Source organism: Nonomuraea thailandensis, from assembly GCF_024172165.1.
GTDB lineage: Bacteria > Actinomycetota > Actinomycetes > Streptosporangiales > Streptosporangiaceae > Nonomuraea > Nonomuraea thailandensis.
This window is the reverse complement of the sequence record NZ_JAMZEB010000002.1, coordinates 3892117-3916669: the sequence shown is the minus strand read 5'-3', so window position 1 is coordinate 3916669 and position 24553 is coordinate 3892117. Positions and strand designations below refer to the sequence as shown.

Annotated in this window: 19 protein-coding genes; 7 read left to right on the top strand and 12 right to left on the bottom strand. The window is 72.5% G+C overall.

Going from position 1 to position 24553, the window contains the following annotated elements:
* Window positions 1-13: 13 nt before the first annotated feature.
* From HD597_RS21640 to HD597_RS21625, 4 genes are all read right to left on the bottom strand, one after another.
* Window positions 14-2218, bottom strand: a complete 2205-nt coding sequence (locus tag HD597_RS21640; RefSeq protein WP_253744491.1) for a xanthine dehydrogenase family protein molybdopterin-binding subunit — start codon at window positions 2216-2218, stop codon at window positions 14-16.
* Complete coding sequence (locus HD597_RS21635) at window positions 2215-3195, bottom strand: FAD binding domain-containing protein (RefSeq protein WP_253744490.1); 981 nt, start codon at window positions 3193-3195, stop codon at window positions 2215-2217. Before HD597_RS21635 ends, HD597_RS21640 begins: the two co-directional genes overlap by 4 nt.
* Window positions 3195-3887: a (2Fe-2S)-binding protein gene (locus tag HD597_RS21630; protein ID WP_372513386.1), complete on the bottom strand. Its 693-nt coding sequence runs from the start codon at window positions 3885-3887 to the stop codon at window positions 3195-3197. The genes HD597_RS21635 and HD597_RS21630 overlap by 1 nt, the downstream gene beginning before the upstream one ends.
* A 709-nt stretch (window positions 3888-4596) precedes the next feature.
* Window positions 4597-5919 (bottom strand): MFS transporter, encoded by a 1323-nt coding sequence (locus HD597_RS21625; RefSeq protein ID WP_253744489.1) that lies wholly within the window; start codon window positions 5917-5919, stop codon window positions 4597-4599.
* Between the two features lie 155 nt (window positions 5920-6074).
* Between HD597_RS21625 and HD597_RS21620 the strand changes: the two genes are divergently transcribed.
* A complete protein-coding gene (locus HD597_RS21620) occupies window positions 6075-6752 on the top strand; it encodes a GntR family transcriptional regulator (RefSeq protein ID WP_253744488.1) in 678 nt (225 codons plus the stop codon).
* Between the two features lie 114 nt (window positions 6753-6866).
* Window positions 6867-7802: a dihydrodipicolinate synthase family protein gene (locus HD597_RS21615; protein WP_253744487.1), complete on the top strand. Its 936-nt coding sequence runs from the start codon at window positions 6867-6869 to the stop codon at window positions 7800-7802.
* A gap of 46 nt (window positions 7803-7848) precedes the next feature.
* On the opposite strand, the gene HD597_RS21610 is transcribed toward HD597_RS21615, so the two are convergent.
* Together HD597_RS21610 and HD597_RS21605 are read right to left on the bottom strand one after the other, a co-directional pair.
* Window positions 7849-9459: an amidohydrolase gene (locus tag HD597_RS21610; protein ID WP_253744486.1), complete on the bottom strand. Its 1611-nt coding sequence runs from the start codon at window positions 9457-9459 to the stop codon at window positions 7849-7851.
* Window positions 9460-9471: 12 nt separating this feature from the next.
* Window positions 9472-10749 (bottom strand): MFS transporter, encoded by a 1278-nt coding sequence (locus HD597_RS21605; protein ID WP_253744485.1) that lies wholly within the window; start codon window positions 10747-10749, stop codon window positions 9472-9474.
* 121 nt (window positions 10750-10870) lie between these two features.
* Between HD597_RS21605 and HD597_RS21600 the strand changes: the two genes are divergently transcribed.
* The gene (locus HD597_RS21600; protein ID WP_253744484.1) at window positions 10871-12586 is read left to right on the top strand and encodes a PucR family transcriptional regulator; all 1716 of its coding nucleotides are present in this window, start codon (window positions 10871-10873) and stop codon (window positions 12584-12586) included.
* A gap of 43 nt (window positions 12587-12629) precedes the next feature.
* Window positions 12630-13820, top strand: a complete 1191-nt coding sequence (locus HD597_RS21595; RefSeq protein WP_253744483.1) for a cytochrome P450 — start codon at window positions 12630-12632, stop codon at window positions 13818-13820.
* A 75-nt stretch (window positions 13821-13895) separates the two neighbouring features.
* On the opposite strand, the gene HD597_RS21590 is transcribed toward HD597_RS21595, so the two are convergent.
* The 3 genes from HD597_RS21590 to HD597_RS21580 are packed head-to-tail and all read right to left on the bottom strand — an operon-like array spanning window position 13896 to window position 16959.
* Window positions 13896-14717: a carbohydrate ABC transporter permease gene (locus tag HD597_RS21590; protein ID WP_253744482.1), complete on the bottom strand. Its 822-nt coding sequence runs from the start codon at window positions 14715-14717 to the stop codon at window positions 13896-13898.
* Window positions 14717-15658, bottom strand: coding sequence for a carbohydrate ABC transporter permease (locus tag HD597_RS21585; protein ID WP_253744481.1), 942 nt, complete (start codon window positions 15656-15658; stop codon window positions 14717-14719). Before HD597_RS21585 ends, HD597_RS21590 begins: the two co-directional genes overlap by 1 nt.
* Window positions 15659-15660: 2 nt before the next feature.
* The gene (locus HD597_RS21580) at window positions 15661-16959 is read right to left on the bottom strand and encodes an ABC transporter substrate-binding protein (RefSeq protein WP_253744480.1); all 1299 of its coding nucleotides are present in this window, start codon (window positions 16957-16959) and stop codon (window positions 15661-15663) included.
* A 118-nt stretch (window positions 16960-17077) separates the two neighbouring features.
* Between HD597_RS21580 and HD597_RS21575 the strand changes: the two genes are divergently transcribed.
* A complete protein-coding gene (locus HD597_RS21575) occupies window positions 17078-18052 on the top strand; it encodes a carbohydrate kinase family protein (RefSeq protein ID WP_253744479.1) in 975 nt (324 codons plus the stop codon).
* Window positions 18049-19326 (top strand): alpha-glucosidase/alpha-galactosidase, encoded by a 1278-nt coding sequence (locus HD597_RS21570; protein WP_253744478.1) that lies wholly within the window; start codon window positions 18049-18051, stop codon window positions 19324-19326. Before HD597_RS21575 ends, HD597_RS21570 begins: the two co-directional genes overlap by 4 nt.
* A gap of 8 nt (window positions 19327-19334) precedes the next feature.
* Here HD597_RS21570 and HD597_RS21565 read toward each other — a convergent pair whose 3' ends face one another.
* The 3 genes from HD597_RS21565 to HD597_RS21555 are packed head-to-tail and all read right to left on the bottom strand — an operon-like array spanning window position 19335 to window position 22268.
* Entirely contained in the window at window positions 19335-20114 is a 780-nt protein-coding gene (locus tag HD597_RS21565; RefSeq protein ID WP_253744477.1) for a DeoR/GlpR family DNA-binding transcription regulator, read from the bottom strand.
* An 8-nt stretch (window positions 20115-20122) separates the two neighbouring features.
* Window positions 20123-21421, bottom strand: a complete 1299-nt coding sequence (locus HD597_RS21560; RefSeq protein ID WP_253744476.1) for a family 4 glycosyl hydrolase — start codon at window positions 21419-21421, stop codon at window positions 20123-20125.
* A 40-nt stretch (window positions 21422-21461) separates the two neighbouring features.
* On the bottom strand, window positions 21462-22268 hold the full coding sequence (locus tag HD597_RS21555) for a peptidoglycan recognition protein family protein (protein ID WP_253744475.1): 807 nt from the start codon (window positions 22266-22268) through the stop codon (window positions 21462-21464).
* A gap of 337 nt (window positions 22269-22605) precedes the next feature.
* Here HD597_RS21555 and HD597_RS21550 point away from each other — a divergent pair, with 337 nt between their 5' ends.
* Window positions 22606-24543 (top strand): hypothetical protein, encoded by a 1938-nt coding sequence (locus HD597_RS21550; RefSeq protein WP_253744474.1) that lies wholly within the window; start codon window positions 22606-22608, stop codon window positions 24541-24543.
* Window positions 24544-24553 lie beyond the last annotated feature (10 nt).

The window sequence follows — 24553 nt, the reverse complement described above, 5'->3', positions numbered from 1 at the left end:
GAACGATTTTCCCCTAGATACGGCCGGTTTCGCTGCGCTGCATGCCTGCGATGATCTTGTCTTGGGTGATGGGCAAGTCGCGGATGCGGTGGCCGATGGCGTGGTAGACGGCGTTGCCGATCGCGGGGGCCACTCCGGTGGTGGCGGCCTCGCCGAAGCCGCGGGCGCCGAGCGCGTGGCTGGCCGGATCGGGCCGGTCGATGAAGCTGATGTCCATGTCGGGCACGTCGGCGTTGACCGGCATCAGGTAGCTGGACAGGTTCGGGGTGAGGATGCGGCCCAAGTGGGGGTCGGTGAGGGTGTGTTCGGTGAGGGCGGCGCCGATGCCCCAGATCGCTCCGCCGATGGCCTGGCTGCGTGCGGTGCGTTCGTTGAGAACGCGGCCGGGGTCGTAGACGCCGACGATGCGGCGTACCCGTACGTGGCCGAGCACCGGGTGCACGGCCACCTCGACGAACACCGCGCCGGTCGAGTAGGCCCGGGTCATCGGTCTCCCCGGCTGGCTGGCCGATCGGATCGGCCGGCCGTGGCGGCGCAGCACGTCCCGGTGGCTGGTTCGGCGTGCGGGGTGGTCGAGGTGGAACAGGAAACCGTCCGCGGCGGCGATCCGGCCGGGAGGCAGACCGTACAGCGGGCCGTCGTGGTCCGCCACGGCAAGGGCGATCACCTGATCGCGGGCGGCCGTCGCGGCACGGACGACGCCCGCGCCGGTGGAGGGCACGGTCGAGGACGCGAACGAGGGCGCCGCGCTCGGGAACGCGGAGTCGCCGAGATCGAAGACGACGTCGTCCGGCGGCAAGCCGAGTACGTCGGCGCCGATCTGCTTCATCACCGTGTACGTGCCGGTGCCGATGTCCTGCGTGGCGGATCGGATCTCGGCTCTGCCGTCGAGCCCGATCGTCACCTCGGCCCCGGACATCGCCTGGCCGCCCGCGGTGTGGGCGGCGGTGGCCATCCCCCACCCGGCCAGCCAGCGGCCGTCGCGCATGGAGCCGGGCCGGGGATCACGGCGCGACCAGCCGAAGCGTTCGGCTGCTCGTTCGTAGCAATCGCGCAGGTGGTTGCTGCCGTGCCGGACACCGGTCTCCTGGTTGACTGCCGACCAGTTACGAATCCTGAGCGTGATCGGGTCCAGGCCGAGCGCGTAGCTCAGTTCATCCAGCGTCGACTCCAGGGCGTGGTTGACGACGGTCTCCGGCGCCCGGGTGTAGCCGCCGTTGGCCAGGTCCAGGCCGACGGCTTGCCGTGTGGTGCGCACGTTCGGGCAGGCGTACAGGATCCGGGTGGTTGTCGCGCTGGTGGCGAACCGGCCCTCGGCGCGTGCCACCTGCTGGGTGAGGGTGTGGTCGATCGCGGTCAGCCGTCCGTCGCGGGTGGCGCCGAGGCGCAGCACCTGGTGCGATTCCGCGCGGTGGGCGAAGCCGGTGTAGGCCTCGGCCCGTGTCAGCACCAGCTTGACCGGCCGCCGCACCCGCCGGGCGACCGCCGCGGCCAGGACGGTGTGCGGCCACGTCCGTCCCTTGGCGCCGAACCCGCCGCCCACGTACGGCGAAAGGACACGAACGTTCGCACGCGGCAGCCGGAACACCCGCATCAGCTCGTCTTGGACGGTGGCCATCGCCTGGGTCGACTCGTGGACGGTCAGCCGGTTCCCGTCCCACCGCGCGATCGTGGCCGACGGCTCCATCGGGTTGTGGTGTTGCATCGGAGTGGTGTAGACGGCCTCGATGGTGACGGGCGCGCCGGCCAGGGCCGTGTCGACGTCGCCGCGTTCGTAGACGTTGCCGGTGCCGTCGGGGCCTTGAGGCGGCAGATAGGCCTCGCCGAGGTGGTCTCCCAGGATCACCTCCGGCTGTTCGGCCCGGTAGTTCACCGCGACCAGCGTGGCCGCGTACTGGGCCTGTTCCAGGGTCTGCGCCACCACGACCGCGACGGGCTGGCCGGCGTGGCGGATGCGGTCGTCCTGCAAAGGCGGGGCGGCCTGCGGGCGCGGTCTGGGAAGGCGGCCCAGGTTGTGGTGGGTGAAGACACCGAGCACCCCGGCGGCTGTGGCGGCCATGGCCGTGTCGAGCGCGGTGATGCGTCCCCGCGCGATCGTGCTGGTGACCAGGACGGCGTGGGTCATCCCGGCGACCTGCTCGTCGGCGGCGTACCGGGCGGCGCCGGTGACCTTGGCCACGGCGTCCACCCGGGCGATCGGCCGGCCTACCGCGTTCATCCCGTCTCCCCGAGCCGGCCGAGAGCCTCCGCCAGGGCTCGCTGCACCAGCGGAACTTTGAAGGCGTTGTCCTGGCGTGGCCTCGCCTCGCGCACCAGGGCCGCGCCGGCCGCGCGGATCGAGGCGGTGTTCAGCGGACGCCCGGTCAGGGCCTGCTCCGCGGCGGGCGAACGCCACGGCCTGGGCGCGACGCCCCCGAACGCCAGGCTCGCCTGGCTCACTTCACCGTCACGTAGCTGGATGCACGCCGCGACGGAGACGACGGCGAACTCGAACATGGCCCGGTCGCGTACCTTCAGATACCGCGAACCTGCGGCGAGGGAGGTGATGGGCACGTCGATTTTGGTGATGAGCTCGCCCGGACGCAGGACGGTCTCCCGGTGCGGGGTGTCGCCTGGCAGGAGGTAGAAGTCGGCGATCGGTATCTGGCGCGGGCCGTCGGCGTGCAAGGTGTGCACCGTGGCCTGCAGGGCCGTCAGTGCGACGGCCAGGTCGGAGGGGTGCACGGCGATGCAGCGATCGCTGCCGCCGAGGATGGCATGCCACCGGTTGCGGCCCTCGATCGCCGGGCAGCCGCTGCCGGGCGATCGTTTGTTGCACGGCATGGCGGCGTCGCGGAAGTACCAGCACTGGGTGCGCTGGAGCAGGTTGCCGCCGAGCGAGGCCATGTTGCGCAGTTGCGGCGAAGCACCGGCGAGCAGGGCCTGCGCCAGCACCGGCAGCCGCCGGCGCACGGCCGGGTGCGCGGCCACGTCGCTCATCCGGCTCAGCGCGCCCAGCTCGATCCTCTGCCTGGTCTCCCGTACGCCGTCCAGCGGTAGCGCGTTGACGTCGATCAGGTGCTCGGGCCGCTCGACGCCGTCCTTCATCAGCTTGAGGATGTCGGTGCCCCCGGCGATGAAGCGCGTACGCGGTTGCGTGGCCAGGTGAAGCGCTGTCTCGGCGCGGTCGGCGCGGGTGTAGGCGAAGTCGTCCATCAGGACATCCCCTCGGCGGCCTGCCGGACCGCGGCCACGATGGTGGGGTAGCAGCTGCAGCGGCACAGATTGCCGCTCATCCACTCGCGGATCTCGTCATCGGATCCGGCGTGGCCTTCTTGGACGCAGGCGACGGCGGACATGATCTGGCCGGGGGTGCAAAACCCGCACTGCAGCCCGTCGTGGTCGATGAACGCCTGTTGCATGGGATGCAGACGGTCGCCGTCGGCCATGCCTTCGATGGTGGTGATGTCGCGGCCGTCCTGCATGATCGCCAGCGTCAGGCACGACGTGATCCGTCGCCCGTCCACCAGCACCGTGCAGGCGCCGCACTCGCCGCGGTCGCAGCCCTTCTTCGTCCCGGTGAGGCCGATCCGCTCGCGCAGCGCGTCGAGCAGGGTCACCCGAGGTTCGAGGAGCCGCTCGTACACCACATCGTTGACCTTCAGCAGGACCTTCACCGGGCCCTGGACGACGATCGCCTGCCCGGCCATCGCGTGCGCGGCCTGCTCTGGTGCGGCGTAGGTGGTTGTCGCCGAGGTGACGGCGATGGCAGTACCGGCCTTGAGGACGGTACGCCTGGTCGCCTCTGGCGCGGCTTCGCTGGATGTGTCGCTCATGACCTGCCTGTGCGTTCTGGCGCCGGGGCCGGCGCGGCACGCCGGCGCAGGAGTGGCCTCTTCGCGGTCCAACGAGCAACCCTGACCGGTCCGCACCCCAGCCTAGCTGCTGCTTTGCCAAAGGGCCGGGTTTTGAAACGTACGCGTGGCGAAGGACGCAGCCGACCGCGTCCAGGAGACAGCCAGCAGCCGGAAGGCGTCAGCGAGCTTCGCCACGCGTGGCCGAACCCACGTCCAAGCACGGTTTGAACCCCGCTCGCGTCAGCCGGGATCGGCAGCCGGGGAGAAAAGCTGACGTTCGCCCGGGTCGAGGGCCGGGTCCGATGCTGGGCCTGGTTCGGGCAAGGGGGCGCGGTGGGCTGCGGCGGAGGGTCCGCTTGACGGCGGCCTTCGCACATCGCGGCGGCCGCGTTACCGTGCAGCGCCAAGGCCAGGCAAGCAGGGCGGCCAGGCAGTTGTCGAGGTCACGGACACTCGGTTCAGTGGAACAGGCGAGACCGGTGAACGCGGCCACGGCCCCGTGCGGTGATGGCCGTCGTGCCTCCTCCCTGGGCTCCGTTTCATGGGAGCGTTCAGTGGTCTCCTGGTCTGCACTGACCTCTGGAACGGTGTTTGCCCTGGCCGTGCTCGGCTTCGCGCGGTGTCTCGTGGGCAGTCGCCCGATGCGCAACGCCGGCGCGTCCGGAGGACCTCGGCCGACCCCGGCGCGATGCTGGCCGGTGGCGAGACCGGCGTGCTGTGGCGGCCGGACGCCGTGGGGCGACCCCAGGATCGCGGTGGCTCACCGGACGGACGTGCCGGTGGTGGTGAGGTCGCGGCGGTAGGACTCCGGCGCCTTGTAGACGGCGATCATCGTCACCACCGCGCCCACCATGACGTACGCCGCCACCAGCGGCCACCGCGACCCGTCCGCCCCGGCCAGCGCGGTGGCGACGAACGGCGTCAGCCCGCCGGCGAAGACGGAGGCGATCTCCCGCCCGGCCGCCGCCCCGGTGTAGCGCCGCTCGGCGGGGAAGAGCTCGGCGTAGAAGGCGGGCTGGATGGCGTTGATCGCGTTGTGCCCGACGTTCAGCACCAGCACGTACGCGAGCACGATCAGCACCGTCGACCCGCTGTGCAGCATCGCGAAGAACGGGAAGGCCATCACGAACACCACCGCCGCCCCGAAGAAGTAGACCGGCCGCCGCCCGATCCGGTCCGACAGGGCGGCGAAGGCGCCGTGGCTGACGAAGGCCAGCACGGCGGCGATCAGGATCGCGTTGTTGAGCTGCCCCTTCTCGATCCCGATGCTCGCGCCGTAGGACAGGGCGAACACCGTGAGCAGGAAGTACGGCAGCGCCTCGGCGAAGCGCAGGCCCACGATCAGCAGCAGGTTGCGCCAGTCGTCGACGAAGATCCGGCGGATCGGCCCATGGGTCGCGCGCTGCGGGTCCGCGGCGACCGCCGAGGTGAAGACCGGCGTCTCGTGCAGGCTGCGGCGCATCCAGAACGTCACGACGAGCACCACCGCCGACAGCAGGAACGGGATCCGCCACCCCCAGCTCAGCAACTGTTCGTCGGGCAGCGTGAAGACGTAGGCGAAGACGCCCGTGATGAGGATCTGCGCGGAGAACCCGCCGGTGTTCGGCCAGGCGCTGAAGAAGCCGCGCCGGTGCGGCGGCGCCGACTCCAGCACGATGATCATGGAGCCGCCCCACTCGCCGCCGACCGCGAACCCCTGCGCCAGCCGCAGCACCACCAGCAGGATCGGCGCCCAGACGCCGATCGAGTCGTACCCGGGCAGCAGGCCGATGAGGATCGTGCTCACCCCCATCAGGACGAGCGTGACCATCAGGGTGGACTTCCGGCCGTGCCGGTCGCCGCGGCTGCCGAAGTAGAGGCCGCCCAGCGGGCGGGCCAGGAAGCCGACGGCGAACGTGCCGAAGGCCGACAGCGTGGCCACGAAGCCGCCGGCTTCGGGGAAGAAGACCTTGGGGAAGACGACGGCGGCGGCCGTGCCGTACACGAGGAAGTCGTAGTACTCGAGGGTGTTGCCGAGGAAGCTGGAGGCCGTGACCTTCCAGGTGTAGCGCAGGTCGTTGCGTGGGGGAGAGGTCGCGACCATGGCGACGCCCTTTCTGCCGTGCGGCTGAGGGGGATTTCGGCAGGGATTCGGTTGCCGCACACTATGACTCGGCAAACGGTTAACCGTCAACGGTTGACGTTGACCGTCTGCGGCGCAGCGCGTTAGGCTCCGTGCAGGACACGAGAGGAGAGCTGGTGACGATCACCCATCCGTTGCGTCATCCACCGCTCGGTGACCAGTTGCTGGCCCAGCTCCGCTCGCTCATCGTGCGCGGTGAGCTCAGCGTGGGCACGCACCTGGTCGAGGGCAGGATCGCGGAGCGCTTCGGGGTGAGCCGCGGGCCGGTCCGCGACGCCCTGCGCCAGCTCGAGATCGAAGGCCTGGTCGAGACGCGCAAGCGCGGCGTCTTCGTACGCGGCCTGTCCGACTCGGACCTCGTCGAGCTCTACTCCCTGCGCGGCGCCCTGGAGGGCCTGGCCATCAGGGAGGCCATCGCCCGGCTCGGCGCCGCCGACTGGACGCCGATGGACGCGGCGATCGAGCAGATGCGCGCCGCGGCGGCCACGCCCGACCCCGCCAAGTTCGCCGCCGCCGACCTCGACTTCCACAGCGGCTTCTACACGCTCGGCGCCAACCGCTGGCTCACCGCCACGTGGGAGCTGCACCGGCCGCTGTTCGCCACCGTGCTGGAGATCACCAACACCGACCGCGACCTCGTCCCCGTCGCCGAGGACCACGCCGACCTCAGCGGGATCGTCCGCTCGGGCGACGTGGACGCGGCGCTGGCCGCCCTCGCGGCGCACCTCGACGGCTCCTGCGGCCGCATCCGCGCCACGCTGAGCGAACGGCCCCGCCCGCAGCCCGCGTTCTGACACCGATCCTCGCCCCCAGGCCGGGCCGGTCCGCAGTGGACCTCCTGACTCGGACCGGCCCTTCCCACCTGCGCCCTCCACCTCGGACCGGTCCCCTCACAGCGAGGCTTCGCCATGCCGCAAAGCGTCACGCCCCAAGACCCCACCCCAACAGATGTCGCGCCGCACAACGTCACGCCACCAGGCGACCGGCCTTCCGCGCCCCGTGCCGAGGTGCTCGCCGCCGTCCCGGCCTTCTTCGACGAGGCCGGTGAGCTCGACCTCGCCACCACCAAGGCGTACTTCGCCGACCTCGCGCCCCGCGTGGACGGCGTGTTCGTCTGCGGCACCACCGGCGAGTTCCCGGCCCTGGAGCGGGCCGAGCGGCGGGCGGTCGTGGAGGCGGCGCTGGCCGTGTTCGGGCCCGAGCGGGTGGTGGTGCACGTGGGGGCCGCCGCCACCCGGGAGTCGGTGGCGCTGACCAGGGACGCGGTCGCCGCGGGCACGCGCAGGCTGGCCGCGCTGACCCCGTACTACCTGCCCGCCGACACCGGCGCCGTCCTGCGGCACTTCGACGAGGTGACGCGGGCGGCGGGCCCGGCCGCCGTGTACGGGTACCTCTTCAGCGAGCGCACCGGCGTGACCGTCGAGCCCGCCGGCCTGGCCGCCGCGACCGGGCTGGCCGGCGCCAAGCTGAGCGGCCGCGCGGCGGACCGGTTCGCCGAGTACGCCGCCGCCCTCCCGCCCGGCAAGCGGCTGTGGTCCGGCTCGGACACCCGGCTGGCCGAGGTCGTGCGCGGCGGCGGCGCCGGAGTCGTCTCCGGCCTGTCGGCCGCCTTCCCCGAGCCGTTCACCCGCCTCGCCGACGCCGTCGCGAGCGGCGACACCGCTGCGGAACTCGACGCCCAGGCCCAGGTGGACGAGGTGCTGGACACGCTGGCCGGCACCGTGGAGGGCATCAAACTCGCCCTGCGCGACCTCGGCCACGGCACCGGCCTTCTGCGCATGCCGGCTCCGGAGATCACCCCCGAACGCCGCCGCCGCATCGCCCGCCTGGCGTCACAACGGTGAGTCGCCCTTCCGGACGGCGGCGCCCAGCCCGGCCGGCGTCACGGGATCAGGCGCGGTGGACGATCTCTCCGTCCAGCATGGTGAGCCACGCGTCCACCCCGGCCAGCCCCTCGGCGGGCAGCCCGGCGACGTCGGCGTCCAGCACCACCACGTCCGCGAGCTTCCCGGGCGCCAGCGACCCGATCCGGTCCTCCATGCGCAGGGCGTAGGCGGCGTCGATGGTGTGCGCCCGCAGCGCCTCCTCCAGCGTGACGGCCTGCTCTGCCCCGATCGGGCCGCCCTCACGGGTGCGCCGCCGCACCGCGTTCGAGACCGTCTCCATGGGCCGCAGCGACGACACGAACGAGTCGCTGGACAGCACCGGCCGCAGCCCGGCGTCCAGCTCCTCGCGCATCGGCTGCAGCCGGTGCGCCCGCCGCTCCCCGAGCCGGCGCACGAAGTCGGTGCCGCTGTCGAACAGGAAGTTGGGCTGGTTGACCGGGATCACCCCGAGCGCGGCGAACTCCCTGACCTGCGCGGGCGTCGGATGGCCGCAGTGCTCGATCCGCGGCCTGGCGTCGTCGCCCGACACCGCCACGGCCGCCTTGATCGCGTCCAGGGAGTAGCCCATGGCGCGGTCGCCCTGCGTGTGGATGCCGATCTGCCAGCCGGCCGACGCCGCCTTGCGCACCAGCTCCACGAGCTGCGCGGGCTCGTGGTAGAGGGACCCGGTGAAGTCGTCCCCGTACGGCTCCTCGAACATCGCGGTGCCGCCGAGCAGCGTGCCGTCGCAGTAGAACTTCATCGCGCCGAACCGCAGCCGGTCGTCGCCGAACGGCCCCGCCAGCCCGATCGAGGCCAGCTCGTCCAGCATGTGCGACAGCGGCATGACCGCGGTGCGCACCGGCAGCGTGCCCGCCTCCCACGCCGAGCGGTAGACCAGCAGCTCGCGCCGCGACACCTGCGGGTCGCACACGGTGGTCACGCCGGCCCGCAGGTACGTCTCGCCGGCCAGCTCCAGCCACGACCGGAGCTGCTCCAGCGGCAGGTCCACGTGGAAGTTCGGGCCGTGGCAGCCGATGTCCACAGCCACCGGCAGCAGCAGCTCCATGGCGGAGTCCAGCACCATGCCGGTCAGCCGGCCGCCCTCGTCGCGCACGAACGCGCCGCCCGCCGGGTCGGGCACGTCCTCGCCGATGCCGCGCCAGGCCAGCGCGGTGGAGTTCACCACGGCCTGGTGCCCCGACACGTGGTAGACGATCACGGGATGGTCGGTGGTGGCCTCGTCGAGCTGTCTCCGGGTGGGCCGGCCGCCGGGGAACTTGGCGTCGTCCATCCCGTACGCCCTGATCCACTGGCCCGGCGGCGTCCTGGCGGCCTCGGCGGCCACTGCGGCGACCAGGTCGGCGGCGCTGCCCACGGCCGGGTAGCGCGCGTCCACCGCCACCAGCGTCTCGGCCGTGGACAGCAGGTGGTTGTGCGGGTCGATGAAGCCCGGCAGCACGCTGCGCCCGCCCGCGTCGACCAACGAGGCGCCGGGACCGGCCGCGGCCAGCACGTCCGGCTCGCGGCCCACGGCCAGGATCCGGCCGTCGCGGACCGCCACGGCCTGCGCGGCCGGGTTCGCCGGGTCCATGGTGATGACCTTGCCGCCGGTGATGACGGTCGTGGTGGACATGATCGAGCTCTCCTATTCGCTGACGACAGAGGGGGCGGGCAGGCGGTCGCGGTGGCGCGGCGCCACGGCCAGGCAGATCACGCTGAGCACGCACATGCCGACGAGCAGCGCCACGGCCGGCCAGGCGGCGCCGCCGTACGCGGCGACGAGGGCGGTGGCGACCAGCGGCGACAGGCCACCGAAGATCGCGCCCGCGCCCTGGTAGGCGAGCGAGATCCCGGTGTAGCGGACCTGCGGCGGGAACATCTCGGCCAGGATCGCCGCCATCGGCCCGTACGTGCCGGAGGTGACCAGCCGCATCAGCCCGAGCAACGCGAAGATCAGCACCGCGTTCCCCGAGCCGAGCACCGCGAACTGCGGCACGGCCAGCACCGCGGTCAGCACCAGGAACACGATGGCGACCTTGCGGCTGCCGAACCGGTCGCCCAGCCAGGCGATGCCCAGCGTGGCGACCAGCTCGACGAACGAGGCGAAGCTGAGGCCGTTCAGGATGAGCTGCTCGGACGCGCCGACGGACGGCCCGGTCGCGTACGACAGCAGGAACGTGGTCAGGATGTAGTAACCGCCGATGGCCACCGGCAGGGTGCCGACCCCGAGCAGCACCGCCCGCCACGAGGTGCGGAACACCTCCTTGATCGGCACCCCGGTCTTGTCGGTCCGCTCGAAGACCGGCGACTCCTCCACCCGCAGCCGGATGAACAGGCCGACCAGCACCAGCACGGCCGAGACGATGAACGGCACCCGCCAGCCCCACGACTGCAGGGCCTGCTCGCCGAACAGGCTCATCAGGCTGAACGCGCCGGTCGCCAGCAGCGCGCCCGCCGGGTTGCCGAGCTGCGCGAACCCGCCGTAGAAGGTCTTCCTGCCCTCGGGCGCGTGCTCGACGGCCATCAGCGCCGCCCCGCCCCACTCGCCGCCGACCGCCAGCCCCTGCACGAACCGCAGCAGCACCAGCAGCACGGGGGCGAGCGCCCCGATGGAGTCGTAGGTGGGCAGCAGCCCGACGACGAACGTGGCCGCGCCCATCATGAGCAGCGTCACCACCAGCGCCGACTTGCGGCCGACCCGGTCGCCGAAGTGGCCGAACACGATGCCGCCGAGCGGCCTGGCGAAGAAGCCGACGGCGTAGGTGGCGAAGGACGCCATGAGCGCCACCGTGGGGCTGGAGGCGTTGGGGAAGAACAGGTCGTCGAAGAGCAGCGCGGCGGCGGTGGCGTAGACGTAGAAGTCGTACCACTCGATCGTGGTCCCGACGAAGGCGGCGCCGGCCGCCCGGGTGGCGCGGTTCATGGTTCCTCCGGGTGTAGGGGGTGCGACGACGATAAGCGCAGGTCACTCCGAGGAGAGCCGGGACGAAACGCACCACCGGAGGTGAATTAGAGTGCGGTATGCACTCTCGTGAGGTGGCGGCGTGGCGTTGACGGTGGCGCAGGCGATGACCCTGCCGGCGATGGAGATGCGGCTGCTGGCCGGGCGCGCGGGGCTGGCGCGGGCGGTGCGGTGGGCGCACGTGTCGGAGCTGGCCGACCCGGTGCCGTGGCTGCTCGGCGGCGAGCTGGTGCTGACGATCGGCCTCGGCCTGCCCGCCGACGCCGCCGGGCGGCGCGCCTACGTCGAGCGGCTGGCCGGCGCGGGCTGCGCGGCGCTGGCCTTCGCGCTGGGGGAGGCGGTGTCCTCGGTGCCCGCGGAGGTGCTGTCCGCGGCCGACGAGCACGGCCTGCCGGTCCTGGAGATCCTGACGCCGTTCATCGCGGTGACGGAGGCGGTCGCCCGCTGGCACGCCGACGAGCGCGTACGCGGTGAGCGCCGCGTCGTGGCCGCCCAGGAGGCCATGGCGCGGGCCGCGCTGCAGGCGGGCAGCGCGGGCATCCTGCGTGCCCTGGCCGAGCACACCGGCGGCGAGGCCCTCCTGCTGGACCCGCACGGCACGCCCCGCGCGTCCAGCCCGGCGGGGCCGTCACCCGGGCGGCACGCCACGGCCGGCGCCCGCGGTCCCGCCGGCGTCTCCGGCGCCGCCGGTGCGGCTGGTGTGGTGGAGCGGCCGTGGCACGGCAGGGCGGTGGCGGCGGCCCGGAGCGCCGCCCGGCGCAGCGCCACCGTCCTCGACGACGGCATTCACGCCGTCCAGGTGCAGAGCCTGGGCTTCACCGGCCCGCCGGGCGGCTGGCTGGCCATCCGCACGGCCTCGCCCCTGGAATGGCACACCAGGATGCTCGCCAACCAGGCGGCCTGCCTGCTGGCCATGGAGCTGGTGGGCGTGCGCGCGAACCGGGCCAGGGCGCACGCCCAGCGGGCCGCGCTGCTGTCGGCCGTGCTCGACGGGACGCTGACGCCGCGGCAGCTCGGCGAGCTGTGCCCGGTGGCGCCGCCGTACGAGGTGGTCGTGGTGCGGGCGCGGGTCCCGGCGGACGCGGCGATGGAGGCGCTGGAGGACGTGCTGCCCGACCCGGACGCCGAGGACCGGGCGTTCGTCTGCGCCCGCCCTGACGGTACGACCCTCTTCGTGCTCCCGGAGCACACCGGGCCACCGGACTCCGGCCTGGGCAACCCCAGGTTGAGTGACCCCGGTCTGAGCGGGCCCGGTCTGAGCGAGTCCGGTCTGAGCGACCCCGGGCGGGGCGACCCTGGGCGGGGCGATGCGCGGTCGCGGGGAGCGCGGCTGTGCGCCCGGCTGGGCGTGCCGGGCGGCGGCTGCCGGGCGCACGACCTGGAGGAATTGCCGGCTGCGGCCCGCCACGCCACCGCCCTGGCCGGCCGCGGCACCGCCCCCGGCTACACACACGTGGACGATCTGGAGACGGCGGCCCTGCTCAGGGACGCGTTCGTGCCTGAGGCGGCGCGTCGCTTCTCCGACGCCGTCCTGCGCCCGCTCAGGGAGCACGAGGCCCGGCACGGCGGCGACCTGGTGGGCACGGTGCGCGCGTACCTGGAGGCGGGGGAGAACCTGGAGCTGGCCGCCAGACGCCTGGGCGTGCACCGCAACACGCTGCGCCGCCGCCTGACCACCGCCGAACGCGTCTGCGGCCGCTCCTTCACCGACCCCGGCCACCGCCTGCACCTGTGGCTGGCCGTCTCGCTGGGAGATCTCGTGCCGCCGGGCCGGGCGCGGGACGGGGAGAACGCCTAACATCGGGAGTCGGCGGTCAGCGCAGATCCCTTCGGGAGACCACATGAGCGATTCCGCGACCTTACCCCTCTACATGCGCCGCTCCCTGTTCGACCCGGACCCCGAGCTGGTGCGGGTGCGCGAGCAGGAGGGCGTGCGCCGGGTCCCCACCCCGTTCGGTGAGGACGTCTGGATGGTGACCAGGTTCGCCGACGTCAGGGAGGTGCTGGGAGACCCGGCGCGCTTCAGCAACGCCAGGCAGCCGCGCCCGCCGGGCGCGCCCGACATGCCCAGGGAGCAGGTGGAGGCGCAGCGGGCGGGCCACCTGCTGCTGTTCGACCCGCCCGAGCACACCCGGCTGCGGCGGATGCTGACGCCGGAGTTCACCATGCGCCGCATCCGCCGCCTGGAGCCGCGGATCAGGCAGATCGTGACGGAGCACCTCGACGCGATGGAGGCGGCCGGCCCGCCCGCGGACCTGGTCGAGTCGTTCGCGCTGCCGATCCCGTCCCTGGTGATCTGCGAGCTGCTGGGCGTGCCGTACGCCGACCGCGAGGAGTTCCAGCGGCGCACGACGAGCCTGCTCGACCTGTCCCTGTCGCTGAAGGAGCGGGCCCCGATCCGCGACGCCGCGCGGGCCTACATGGGCGAGCTCGTCGCCCGCGCCCGGGCGGACCGGGGAGAGGACATGCTCGGCATGCTGGTGCGCGAGCACGGCGACGACCTGACCACCGACGAGCTGATCGGCATCGGCAGCCTGCTGCTGGTGGCCGGCCACGAGACCACCTCCAACATGATCGGCCTCGGCACCCTGGCGCTGCTGCGCCACCCCGACCAGCTCGACCTGCTCAGGAAGGAGCCAGAGCGCGTCGGCGCGGCCGTGGAGGAGCTGCTGCGCTGGCTCAGCATCGTGCACAACGGCACGTTCAAGGTCGCCACCACGGAGGTCGAGCTGTCGGGCGTGCGCATCCCCGAGAACGCGCTGGTGGCGGTCGCGCTGCCCGCGGCCAACCGCGACCCCGCGCTGGTGCCCGACCCCGACCGGCTCGACCTCGGCCGCGGCGACCTGGGACATCTGGCCTTCGGCCACGGCGTGCACCACTGCCTCGGCGCGCCGCTGGCCAGGATGGAGATGCAGATCGCCTTCAACGCCCTGCTGGCGCGCTTCCCCGGCCTGCGCGAGGCCGGGCCGCCGCCCGCGTTCCGCGCCATGAACGTCGTGTACGGGCTGACCTCCCTCCACGTGACCTGGTGAGGCCCAGCGTGAGGCCCAGTGTGAAATCCAGTGTGAGACCCAGCGTGAGGCCCCGCATGAGGCCCGGCGTGGAGCTCAGCCCTTCAGCCCGCTGAACGTCATGGTGGCCACGAACTGCCGCTGCGCCAGCACGAACGCGATGATGAGCGGCATCGTGGCCACCACGTTCCCGGCCATGAGCAGCGACCACTGCGTGTGCCGGGTGCCCTGGAAGTTGGCCAGCCCGAGCTGCATCGTGTACAGGCTCTCGTCGCTGATCGCGACCAGCGGCCAGATCAGGTCGTTCCACGAGCCGAGCAGCGTGAACACGGTGAGCGTCGCCAGCGCGGGCCTGGCCAGCGGCAGCACCACCCGCCAGAACACGCCGAACGTGGAGCACCCGTCGATGCGGGCCGCGTCCTCCAGTTCGGCCGGCAGCGACAGGAAGAACTGCCGCATCAGGAAGATGCCGAACGCCGAGGCCAGCCACGGCACGAACGCCGCCGCCAGGGTGTCGATCAGGCCGAGCCGGCTGAACATCACGTAGGTCGGGATCATCAGAAGCTGCGCCGGGATCATGATGGTCGCCAGGATCATCATGAATCCGGCGTTCCTGCCGAAGAACTTCAGCCGCGCGAAGCCGTACCCGGCCATGGAGCAGAGCACGAGCTGGGCGAGCACCGCGATCGCGGCCACGATGACGGTGTTCAGCAGCCAGCGCAGCGCCTGCGACTCGGTGAACAGGCCGACGAAGCCGTCGAGCTGCAGCCGGCTCGGGATCAGGCGGGGCGGGAAGCGGTTGATGTCGCCGTCCGGCATGAACGCGGTGAGCACCATCTGCACCAGCGGCAGCGCGAACAGCAGGGCCAGCGGCATCAGCAGCAGGTGCCAGGGGCTGAACGGCAGACGTCTCAGCATCAGAAGGCCTCGATCTTGCTGCGCCGGGAGTAGACGATCATCCCGACGGTGATGAGCAGGGTCGCGGCGAACAGCCCGTAGGCGACGGCCGAGCCGTAGCCGAACTTCGTGAGCTTGAACGCCTGGAGGTAGACGTAGTAGACGATCGTCTGCGTCGCGCCCAGCGGGCCGCCCCTGGTCGTGGTGAAGACCAGGTCGAACAGCTGCAACGCGGTGATCGTCTGCCAGATGGAGGTGAAGACGGTGACGGGCCCGAGCGCGGGCAGCGTGACGTGGCGGAACACCCGCCAGCGGTTGGCGCCGTCCATCCGGGCCGCCTCCACCACGTCCTTCGGGATGTCCTGCAGCGCGGCCAGGTACACGACCACGGTGAAGCCGACCTGGCCCCACAGCGCGATCAGGCAGATCACGGGGAGGGCCTGCGACTGGCTCTCCAGGAACTGCTGCTGCGGCAGGCCGATCGTGCGCAGCACGGTGTTGGCGGCGCCGTACTGGGGGTTGAAGACGAAGCTGGCCAGGATGCCGGTCGCCGCCGCCGACGCGACGAACGGGATGAAGATGCACGTACGGTAGAAGCCGACCAGCTTGATCGGCCGGTTGAGCGCGACGGCGATCAGCATCCCGAGGAAGATCGACGCGGGCACGAACAGCACCGTGAAGACCAGCGTGTGCCGCACGGCCGCGATCAGGTCAGGGTCCTGGGCCATGAGCTCGTAGTTCAGCAGGCCGATGGGCTTGGCGGGGGCGATGCCGTTCCACTTCTGCAGCGAGATGAGGAACGCCCACACCGCGGGGAAGATCGACAGGCCCACCACGAGCGCGGTGGCGGGCCCCGCGAAGCCCCATCCGACCAGGCTGCGATGCAGCCACCGCAGCCGGCCGGACGGGATCGCCGCGCGGGGGGCGGTGTTCTGGCGCCGCCCGGCGAACAGCAGCGACATCGTCAGCCCCCGGCCAGCGCCTGGCGCGACTTGGTGGCCGCCTCGTCCAGCGCCGCCTTCGGTGTGGCCGCGCCCTGCAGCGCCTTGGCGATGGCCTCGCCGACGTAGCGGGACATCTCGACGTACCCGCTGACCGTGGGCCTGGCCTGCTTGGCGTTGGCGAGGTTGGCGACGATCTTCTCGACGCCCGGGTACTCCTTGATGTAGGTCTGGTACTCCGGCAGCGACGTCTCCGAGGCGCGCAGCGGCAGGTTGCCCTGGGCCAGGTTCCACTGGGCGTCGCCCTCGGCCGAGGTCAGCCACTTCATCAGCTCGAACGACCAGTAGGCCCGGTTGGCGTCGCCGTTGTCGAACAGCGTCCACAGGTCCGGCCCCGAGACCGTCTGGTGGTCGCCGTTGGTGCCGGGCAGGAAGGCCACGCCGTAGTCGGTCTTCTTCTCCTTGAGTTCGAGCAGCGACCACGGCCCGTTGATGATCATCGCGATGCGGCCGTCGCCGAACAGCGGCGCGTACCGCTCGTCGGTCTGGTCGAGGTAGACGCTCTTGTCGTCCACCGCCATCGCCCGCAGGAACTCCAGCGCGTCCACCCCGGCCTGCGAGTTGAACGCGGCCTGCTTGCCGTCCTGCGACAGGATGCTGCCGCCGCGCTGCCACAGCAGCGGCCAGAAGTGCCAGGTGGTGTCCTCGGAGGCGCTCACCGAGTACGCGGTGCCGTAGATCTTCTCCGCCGGATCGGTCAGCTTCCTGGCGGCGGCCCTGAAGTCGTCCCAGGTCCAGTCGTCGGTCGGGTACGGCACGCGCTTGGCGTCGAAGAGCGTCTTGTTGTAGAGCAGGGCGAGGTTGTCCACGAGCGCGGGGAAGCCGATGACCTGGCCGTTCGGCGTCGCGGTGGTGCGGGCCGACTCGGGGAACTCCGCCCACCCGACCGCCGGGTCCTTCACCTTCTCGGTCAGGTCGAGGGTCTTGCCCGATTCCTGGAGCTGCGACGCCCAGCTACCGAAAGCATAGGAAATATCGGGATACACGCCGCTTGCGAAGCCCGCGGACAGCTTCTGCAACAGCTCGTCGGTCGTGGACGCGCCCGAGGTGACCTCGATGGTGACGTTGGGATGCTGCTGGGTGAACTTGGCCGCCAGCCCCTCCAGGATCTTCTGCGCGTCGGCGGTCTGCCCCGACCACCACGTGAGCTTGACCTTCGCCTGCGGGTCCACGGTCCTGGGGCCCTCCTGCGACGGTCCTCCGCAGCCCGCGGCCGCCAGGATGATCGCCGCGACCAGGGCCGCCACGGTTCTTCTTCGCACGGTGGATGCTCCCTCCCGGAATGTTGGAGCCCATCATGGCTACTTTCGAAGTCTTGTCAATACCTTCGAAAATTCGCAAGGGTTGACAAGCTTTCACAACTCCTGCGACTGTGCCGTGGTGTCCAGAACGACCTTCGACCTTCTAGTCGTCGGCGACGCCAACCCGGACGTGATCGTGTCGGGTTCGCCTCGCCATCCCGAGTTCGGCCAGCGCGAGCAGCTCGTCCCCGCCGCCGGCCTCGTGCTCGGCGGCTCCGGCGCGATCACCGCGTACGGCGCCGCCCGGCTGGGCCTGCGCACCGCGTTCGCCGGGCGGGTGGGGGACGACCCCGCGGGCGCCTTCGTCCTGGACGCCCTGCGTGGCGGCGGCGTGGACGTCTCCGCCTGCGTCGTCGACCCCGGCGTGCCCACCGCCATGACCGTGGTGCTGGTGGACGGCGACGACCGGGCCATCCTCACCGCCCCCGGCTGCCTCGACCGGCTCGCCCCCGCGGACGTGCCGCCCGGCCTGCTCGAACGCGCCGCGCACGTGCACGTCTCGTCGTACTTCCTGCAGCCGCTGCTGGCGGCCGGGCTGGCCGGGCTGTTCGGCATGGCCAGGGCCGCGGGCGCCTCCACCTCCCTCGACACCAACGACGACCCGGCCGGCCGCTGGGCGGGCCTGGCCGGCGTGCTGCCGGTCACCGACGTGCTGCTGCCCAACGAGAACGAGGCCCTCGCCATCGCCCGCGCCGTCTCCGGAGCCGGACCGGGCGCGGGCACAGGCGTGGGAGCAGGAGCGGACGACGACGCCGATCTCGAGCGTGCCGTCAAGGAGCTGGCGGCCCGAGGCACGCTGCCCGTCGTCAAGCGCGGCGAACGCGGCGCCCTCGCCTTCGCCGACGGCGAGCTGGTCGAGGTCCCCGCCCGTCCCGCCACCGTCGTGGACGCCGTCGGCGCGGGTGACAGCTTCAACGCGGGCCTGCTCGCCGCCCTCCTGCGCGGCCTGCCACTGAGCCGCGGCATGTCGGTCGCCGTGACCTGCGGCACCCTTTCCACCCGCGCCGCCGGGGGCACCGCGGCGCAGCCCACCTGGGAGGAAGCAACCTCATGAAGAAGATCGTGTTCGTCGGGGCGGGAAGCGTCGTCTTCACCCAGGGGCTGCTCGCCGACCTGGCCGCCTTCCCCGAGCTGCGCGGCATGCGCATCGCCCTGCACGACATCGACCCCGAGCGGCTGCAGGTGGCCGAGGCCGTCGCCCGCCGCATCACCGGCGGCTGCGCCACCGTCACCGCCCACCTTGATCGCAGGGAGGCGCTCGACGGCGCCGACTTCGTGATCAACATGGTGCAGGTCGGCGGGTACGACGCCACCGTCACCGACTTCGAGATCCCCGCCAGGTACGGCCTGCGCCAGACGATCGCCGACACCATCGGCGCGGGCGGCGTGTTCCGCGCGCTGCGCACCTTCCCCCTGCTCGACGCGCTGGCCGCGGACATCGCCGCGCTCTGCCCCGACGCGCTGCTGCTCAACTACACCAACCCGATGGCGATGAACGTCTGGTACCTGGCGGGCAAGGTCAGGAACGTGGTCGGCCTGTGCCACTCCGTCTACTGGACGATGCGGGGCCTGGCGGAGCTGGTGGACGTCCCGTACGAGGAGGTCTCCTACGTCGCGGCGGGCGTCAACCACCAGGCGTGGGTGCTGCGCTTCGAACGTGACGGCGAGAACCTGTACCCCCGCCTGGACAGCGCGGCCGACCGCGACCCGGAGCTGCGGCGGCGGGTGCGGGTCGACATGTACCGGCGGCTCGGCTACTACCCGACCGAGACCAGCGAGCACTCCGCCGAGTACGTGCCCTGGCTGATGCACCACGACTCCGAGCTCGACCGCCTGCGCATCCCGGTGGGGGAGTACCTGCGGGTCAGCGAGGACAACCTGGCCGAGTACAAGCGCACCCGCGACCTCGTCCGGCACGGCGGCGAGCTCGACCTGGCCGGCACCGGCGAGTACGCCCCCCAGATCATCCACAGCGTCGTCACCGGCACGCCCCGCGTCGTCTACGGCAACGTCGTCAACGACGGCCTCATCTCCAACCTGCCGCAGGGCTGCGTGGTGGAGGTGCCGTGCGCGGTGGACGCCACCGGCGTGCGGCCCACCGCGATCGGCGCGCTGCCCCCGCAGTGCGCGGCCCTGAACAGGACCTACGCCAGCGTCAACGAGCTGACGGTGCGCGCCGCGCTCGAAGGTGACCCCCGCCTCGTCAGGCACGCCCTGATGATCGACCCCAACACGGCGGCCACGCTCACGCTGGACGACATCTGGCGCATGGCCGACGACCTCACCCGCGCCCACGGCGACCTACTGCCGGAGGCGCTCAGAGCGTAGGAACGGGCTCAGCGGGCGATCTCGACCTCCAGGCCCTTGTCGCGCAGCGCGGCCACGCACTCGGGGTCGGCCGACTCGCCCGTGATCAGCAGGTCGATCTCGCCGACCGCGCAGATCGGCGCCATCTCCACCACACCCAGCTTGGACGCGTCCGCGACCAGGATCTTCCTGGCCGCGGCGCGCAGCATGCGCTGCTTCATCTCCGCGTCGGGCAGGCTCACGTTCGTCACCCCGCCGGCCGCGTCGACCCCGCCGCAGCCCAGGATGACGGTGTGGGCGCGGATGCCCTCCAGCAGCTTGCCGCCCAGCGGATCGACCAGCGAGTGCTGCTGCCGCCGCAGGCTGCCGCCGGTCACCACGACCGAGATGCGCGGCAGCGCGGGCTCCAGCTCCAGCGCCGTGCGCAGCCCGTTGGTGAACACCGTCACCTCGGTCAGGTCGGAGCGCGCCACCAGCTCCCTGGCCACGTACGTGGTGGTCGTGCCCGCCCCCATCAGCACGCTCTCGCCCGAGCCGACCAGCCGCGCCGCCACCTTCGCGATGGACGACTTCTCCACCGCCGCCGTGCCCAGCGACAGCTCGAACGACGGCTCCACGTGCGGCGCGGGCCCGGCGGACACGGCGCCGCCGCGCACCCGGCGCACCTTGCCCTGCTCCTCCAGCGCGTCGAGGTCGGCCCGGACCGTCACGCTGGACACCCCGAACGCCTCGGCCAGCTCCGCGACCCGGGCGAACTCCTGCTCGGTCAGCAACGCCAGCATGCGCTCGCGCCGCACCTCCGTCGGCATCGACTCGCTCATCGGCGGACCGCCGCCGGCAGCAGGTCGCCGTGCGCCTCGATCAGCTCGTCGCACAGCGCCTCGATCGCGGGCAGCGGCAGCGTGGCCGCCGTGTTGGGGTCGAGCATGGCCGCCCGGTAGACGTGCGCGCGCTCCCCGTCGAGCACCGCGCGCACGGTCAGCTCCACCACGTTGAGGAACGTCCGGTTGAGCGCGGCGAGCTGGACCGGCAGGTCGCCGACGGCCCGCGGGCGGACCCCGCCGGAGCCGACCAGGGCCGGCACCTCCACGCACGCCTCCCCGGGCAGGTTGCCGATCAGGCCGCGGTTGGGCACGTTGACGTAGATCTCCTTCTCCTCGCCGGTCAGCAGGGCCAGGATCATCGCGGCGGCGGGCTCCTGGTGCTGCCACCGGATGAGCAGCTTGTGGCCGGCGGACAGGGCGCGCCGGGTCTCCTCGTACAGGTGCAGGCTCTGGCCGACGCGGCGCAGGTACTCCTCGACCGGCACCCCGAGCCGGGCGGTCTCCTCGGGGTGGCGCATGATCCACGGCACGTACTCGGCGGCATGCTCACTCGACTGCGTGGGGAAGTGGCCGAAGGTCCGGTAGAGCTCGACGCGGACGTGCCTGCGCAACTGAGGGTCGGCGGCGATCACCGCGTCGAGCTCCGGGTAGAGCGAGCGGCCGCCGGCCTCGAAGCGCAGCACGAACGACTGGTGGTTGAGCCCCGCGCTGAGGAAGGTGATCTCGTCCTCGTCGCGGCCGACCAGGTCGGCGAGGTAGGCGTGGGTGTCGCACACCGCGTGGCACAGCCCGGCGAACCGCTCGAACCCGGTGGCCTCGTGCACCGCCCACCCGGTCATCGCCATCGGGTCGGTGGAGCTCAGCAGCCACGCCCGCGGGCACAGCTCGGCCATCTGCCCGGCCAGCTCCACCAGCACCGGGATCGTGCGCAGCCCGCGGAACACGCCGCCGATGCCGATGGTGTCGCCGATGGTCTGGCGCAGGCCGTACCGGTGGGGGATCTCGAAGTCGCGCAGCGTGGCCTCGAACCCGCCGACGTCGAGGTGGGCGACCACGAAGTCGGCCCCCTTGAGCGCCTGGCGCCGGTCGAACACGCTGCGGATCTTCGCCTGCGCGCCCGCCTCCGCGCCCAGCGCCCGCACCAGCGTCTCGGTGGTCGCCAGCCTGCCGGGGTCGTCGTCGTGCAGCACGACCTCCAGCTCGCCGCGCAGGGCGGGGGCGAGCATCAGGGCGGACAGGACGCGGCGCGTCAGCTCCACGTCACCGACCCCGATGAAGACGATCCGCGCCATTCCGGCAGTATCCCACGCCGGGGCGGCGTAAGCGGCTGCGTCAGACCCGCAGCAGCGGCGCCCAGGTGCGCGGCCCGACGAGGCCGTCCGGGTCGATGCCCTCGGCCTGCTGGAACCGGCGCACCAGCTCGACCAGCCCGTCGTCGCACCGGGTGGACTTCAGCCACCCCTCCAGCCCGTCCTGGACGGCGGCGTAGGCGGCGGGAGGCACGTGCCCCCGGGCGAACAGGCAGCCCCTGACGGTCTTGACGTCGTAGTTGTCGTCGCCGAGCCGGATCAGCGGCAGTTCCTTCATGATCTCCTCCGTCCAGGATGGGCCGGGCGCACCGGCGTTGAGGGCGGCGACGGCCGCCCGGAAGTCGGTCATGTCGATGGAGTGGGGGTCGGGCTTGGCGGTGTTGACCTCCCGATGGGCCCTGACGCGCGAGGCGCCCAGCCCGAACTCGCGGCACAGCTCCGCGCACAGCCGCCGGTAGGCGTCGAGCTGGACCTCCGGCCACGGCTGCGAGCCGTTGTTCTCGGCCTCGATGCCGAGCGAGCTGGAGTTGTCGTGCAGGGGCGAGGTCGAGGGGGCGTTGTGCCAGCAGCGACCCGCGGCGATGACGTAGATGCGGCCCGACCTGCCGAGCCCGAACTGCGACAGCGGCCCCGCCAGGCCCGGCCGGCCGTCGCGCACCACCGCGAGCGAGGGGTAGTCGCCGCCGCCGGCCGGGCCGGCGGTGTGGTGGCAGACGATGCCCTGCACCTCCGGCTGCGGCCCGTGGCCGCGGCTCTTCCACCCCGCCACCTCGGTCACCGGGTGGCCCGTGCGGCGGGCGACGTCGGCGAGCTGGGTCAAATACGGCATCGAGCACCTCCGTCTTGCGTCTGGATGAGTCTCACACCCTTCGATCGACGACCAGTAGCCATCGTGTTGCTGTACGTGATCACCGCCGGACGGGCCGATGACCGCGGCCCCTGCCGTGCCCGGCGGGCGCCTACAGATCACTACCATGCCGTACCCGTACGCGACCGGGAGATTCGAACAATCAGGTCGATCCGCCCCCGGCAGGCGCGCGAGCCCGGCTCGCCGGCGGGGTCCCTGAGGTCTGTCCCCGGAGGTCATCGCCCGATCCCGGGATCGGCAGCAAGGTTCTTGTACTCGGGGCACATCACTCGGGCGACCCTCCAGGAGGACGGCCACGATGAGCCATCTCGACACCCCGCGGCTCACTTTCGCGGGCAGGTTCCTCAGCGACGTTCCGACCATGAACAACAACGCGGAGTCCTTCGGCAGCCCGGACCCGCCGCCGCCGGGCTGGAACCCCTACGGCGGCGGCACGTTCGACCTGCTCGCCTGCAAGGTGACCGGCGGGGAGCGCGCGCCGGGGGAGCCGCTGGGGGAAGGCGACCCGGCGCTCGGCCTGAACGTGCTCACCGGCCAGGACCAGGTCGCCGCCAAGCTCGTCGACCTCGATCCTGAGTGGCCGGCCTCCAGCGAGATCTGGGGGCTCACGATCCGGCTCGCGGGGCCGCGCGGCGACCCGCTGCTGACCGGCCGCCACTGGGCGGCGGCCTTCCGCGACCTGTGGCCGCGCGGCGGCTTCGAGCGCGACTTCCCGATGATGGGCGCCTGCTTCACCTCCGTCCTGGAGGACGTCACGTACGGCCCCGCCGCCGCGGCCGTCCCCCTGCTGGCCGAGCTGCGCGAGCGGTCGCCCGACCGGCTCTCCATCGCCTTCACCATGTACGGGATCTCCGCCCAGCGCTGCACCGCCGCCTTCGCCACCGGCGAGCTGACCGGCTGCCTCGGGCCCTGGCAGCCGGGGGAGCCGCGCTCGTTCGTGGCCGGCCGCCGCCTCGACATGGGCGCCCTGACCCCGGAGACCGCCTTCGGCCGCTCCGTGGCCGTCGTCACCGGCGGACGCCTCGTGCTCGACCTCGGCAACGCCTACCCGTTCTTCGACACCCCCGGCTCGGCGCATCCGCTGGCGGCGCGCCTCGACGTGGCCGTCCTGCCGGACGAGCGGGTGCGCGCGGGCGACGTCCTGGCCCCGGGCGCCGCGGTGACCGAGATCGGCACGGTCGCGCTGCGGCCGAAGCTCCCGCCGTCGGGCATCGTCTCCCTCCCCCTCACCCGGCAGGCGGCCTCGAAACCCGGCCGCTGGCGCTGCTCGTCGCCGAGACCGGCGGGGGAGGGGGCAGGCGCGTGCTGTCCCGGGAGACCAGGGACGGCCTCTACGTCAGGGCGGACGAGTTCGTCCACCGCGTGGAGGCCGGCGCCCGCGCCACGCTCACCCTGCACGCCCGCGAGCGCGGCGCGCCCGCCCCGGCGTGACCATCCACCTCCAGCGCGTCCTCGGCGAGCGGTCCGTGCTGACCGCGCCGGACTCCGTCGTGACCGGCCCCGACGGCACGGCCACGGTGACACTGCGGGCGGGCGACCCGGCGGGCCCGCGCCCCCGGCGGACGAGGGCCTGGAAGGCGAGGTCCAGCGCATCCTGGCCCCGTACGCCAGGCACTTCCCGATCATGGGCGAGCACCTGGTGGACCTCGGCGACCTCGCCGCCGTCCGGCCGTGGCGGGCCGCGATGTCGCTGGCCCTGTCCCGCGACATCACCGACCCCAACCACATGCCGGTCACCCGGGACCTGTCCGAGCCGAAACGCGCGACGCTCCTGCGCTGGCTGAACTCCCTGCCCGCCGCACCCCGCGGCCTGGGACGCGCCGCGCCGCCGCCCGACACGCGCGCCGTCCCGCCCGAGCCCAAGCTGGCGGTCGCCCGCGGGCTGGCCGACCGCGCCCTGCACCCGTCCCCACACCCGTCCCCACAGCCGTCCCGGGATCCGTCCGGCGACGACAGAGAGAGGCGATTGACGCCCGACCAGCGCGTGGCCGGCCTCGACGGGAACTCCGAGGGGCGGCGGCGGGTGCACCAGTTCCGGGTGACGTTCACCCGCCTGCTGAGCGCGCTGCAGCGCTGCGTGGACGGATCGCCGGGCCGGCTCGACGCGGCGATGGGCATCATGTTCGAGCTGAAACTGGCCGGGCAGCGGCTGGCGGCCACCCCGGCCATCTCGGGCGGCTTGCCGACCGGCAGGCACGCCGGGCCCGTCTTCACCCGCGCCGACATCAACCAGTGACGCCTACGGT

Excerpts from the sequence above, each read along its gene's own strand:
- HD597_RS21640 (WP_253744491.1), bottom strand. The coding sequence starts at position 2,218 with ATGAACGCGGTAGGCCGGCCGATCGCCCGGGTGGACGCCGTGGCCAAG.
- HD597_RS21610 (WP_253744486.1), bottom strand. The coding sequence starts at position 9,459 with ATGTCCACCACGACCGTCATCACCGGCGGCAAGGTCATCACCATGGAC.
- HD597_RS21560 (WP_253744476.1), bottom strand. The coding sequence starts at position 21,421 with ATGGCGCGGATCGTCTTCATCGGGGTCGGTGACGTGGAGCTGACGCGC.
- HD597_RS21570 (WP_253744478.1), top strand. The coding sequence starts at position 18,049 with ATGAAGAAGATCGTGTTCGTCGGGGCGGGAAGCGTCGTCTTCACCCAG.
- HD597_RS21585 (WP_253744481.1), bottom strand. The coding sequence starts at position 15,658 with ATGTCGCTGCTGTTCGCCGGGCGGCGCCAGAACACCGCCCCCCGCGCG.
- HD597_RS21555 (WP_253744475.1), bottom strand. The coding sequence starts at position 22,268 with ATGCCGTATTTGACCCAGCTCGCCGACGTCGCCCGCCGCACGGGCCAC.
- HD597_RS21615 (WP_253744487.1), top strand. The coding sequence starts at position 6,867 with ATGCCGCAAAGCGTCACGCCCCAAGACCCCACCCCAACAGATGTCGCG.
- HD597_RS21635 (WP_253744490.1), bottom strand. The coding sequence starts at position 3,195 with ATGGACGACTTCGCCTACACCCGCGCCGACCGCGCCGAGACAGCGCTT.
- HD597_RS21565 (WP_253744477.1), bottom strand. The coding sequence starts at position 20,114 with ATGCCGACGGAGGTGCGGCGCGAGCGCATGCTGGCGTTGCTGACCGAG.
- HD597_RS21625 (WP_253744489.1), bottom strand. The coding sequence starts at position 5,919 with ATGGTCGCGACCTCTCCCCCACGCAACGACCTGCGCTACACCTGGAAG.
- HD597_RS21605 (WP_253744485.1), bottom strand. The coding sequence starts at position 10,749 with ATGAACCGCGCCACCCGGGCGGCCGGCGCCGCCTTCGTCGGGACCACG.
- HD597_RS21550 (WP_253744474.1), top strand. The coding sequence starts at position 22,606 with ATGAGCCATCTCGACACCCCGCGGCTCACTTTCGCGGGCAGGTTCCTC.
- HD597_RS21590 (WP_253744482.1), bottom strand. The coding sequence starts at position 14,717 with ATGCTGAGACGTCTGCCGTTCAGCCCCTGGCACCTGCTGCTGATGCCG.
- HD597_RS21595 (WP_253744483.1), top strand. The coding sequence starts at position 12,630 with ATGAGCGATTCCGCGACCTTACCCCTCTACATGCGCCGCTCCCTGTTC.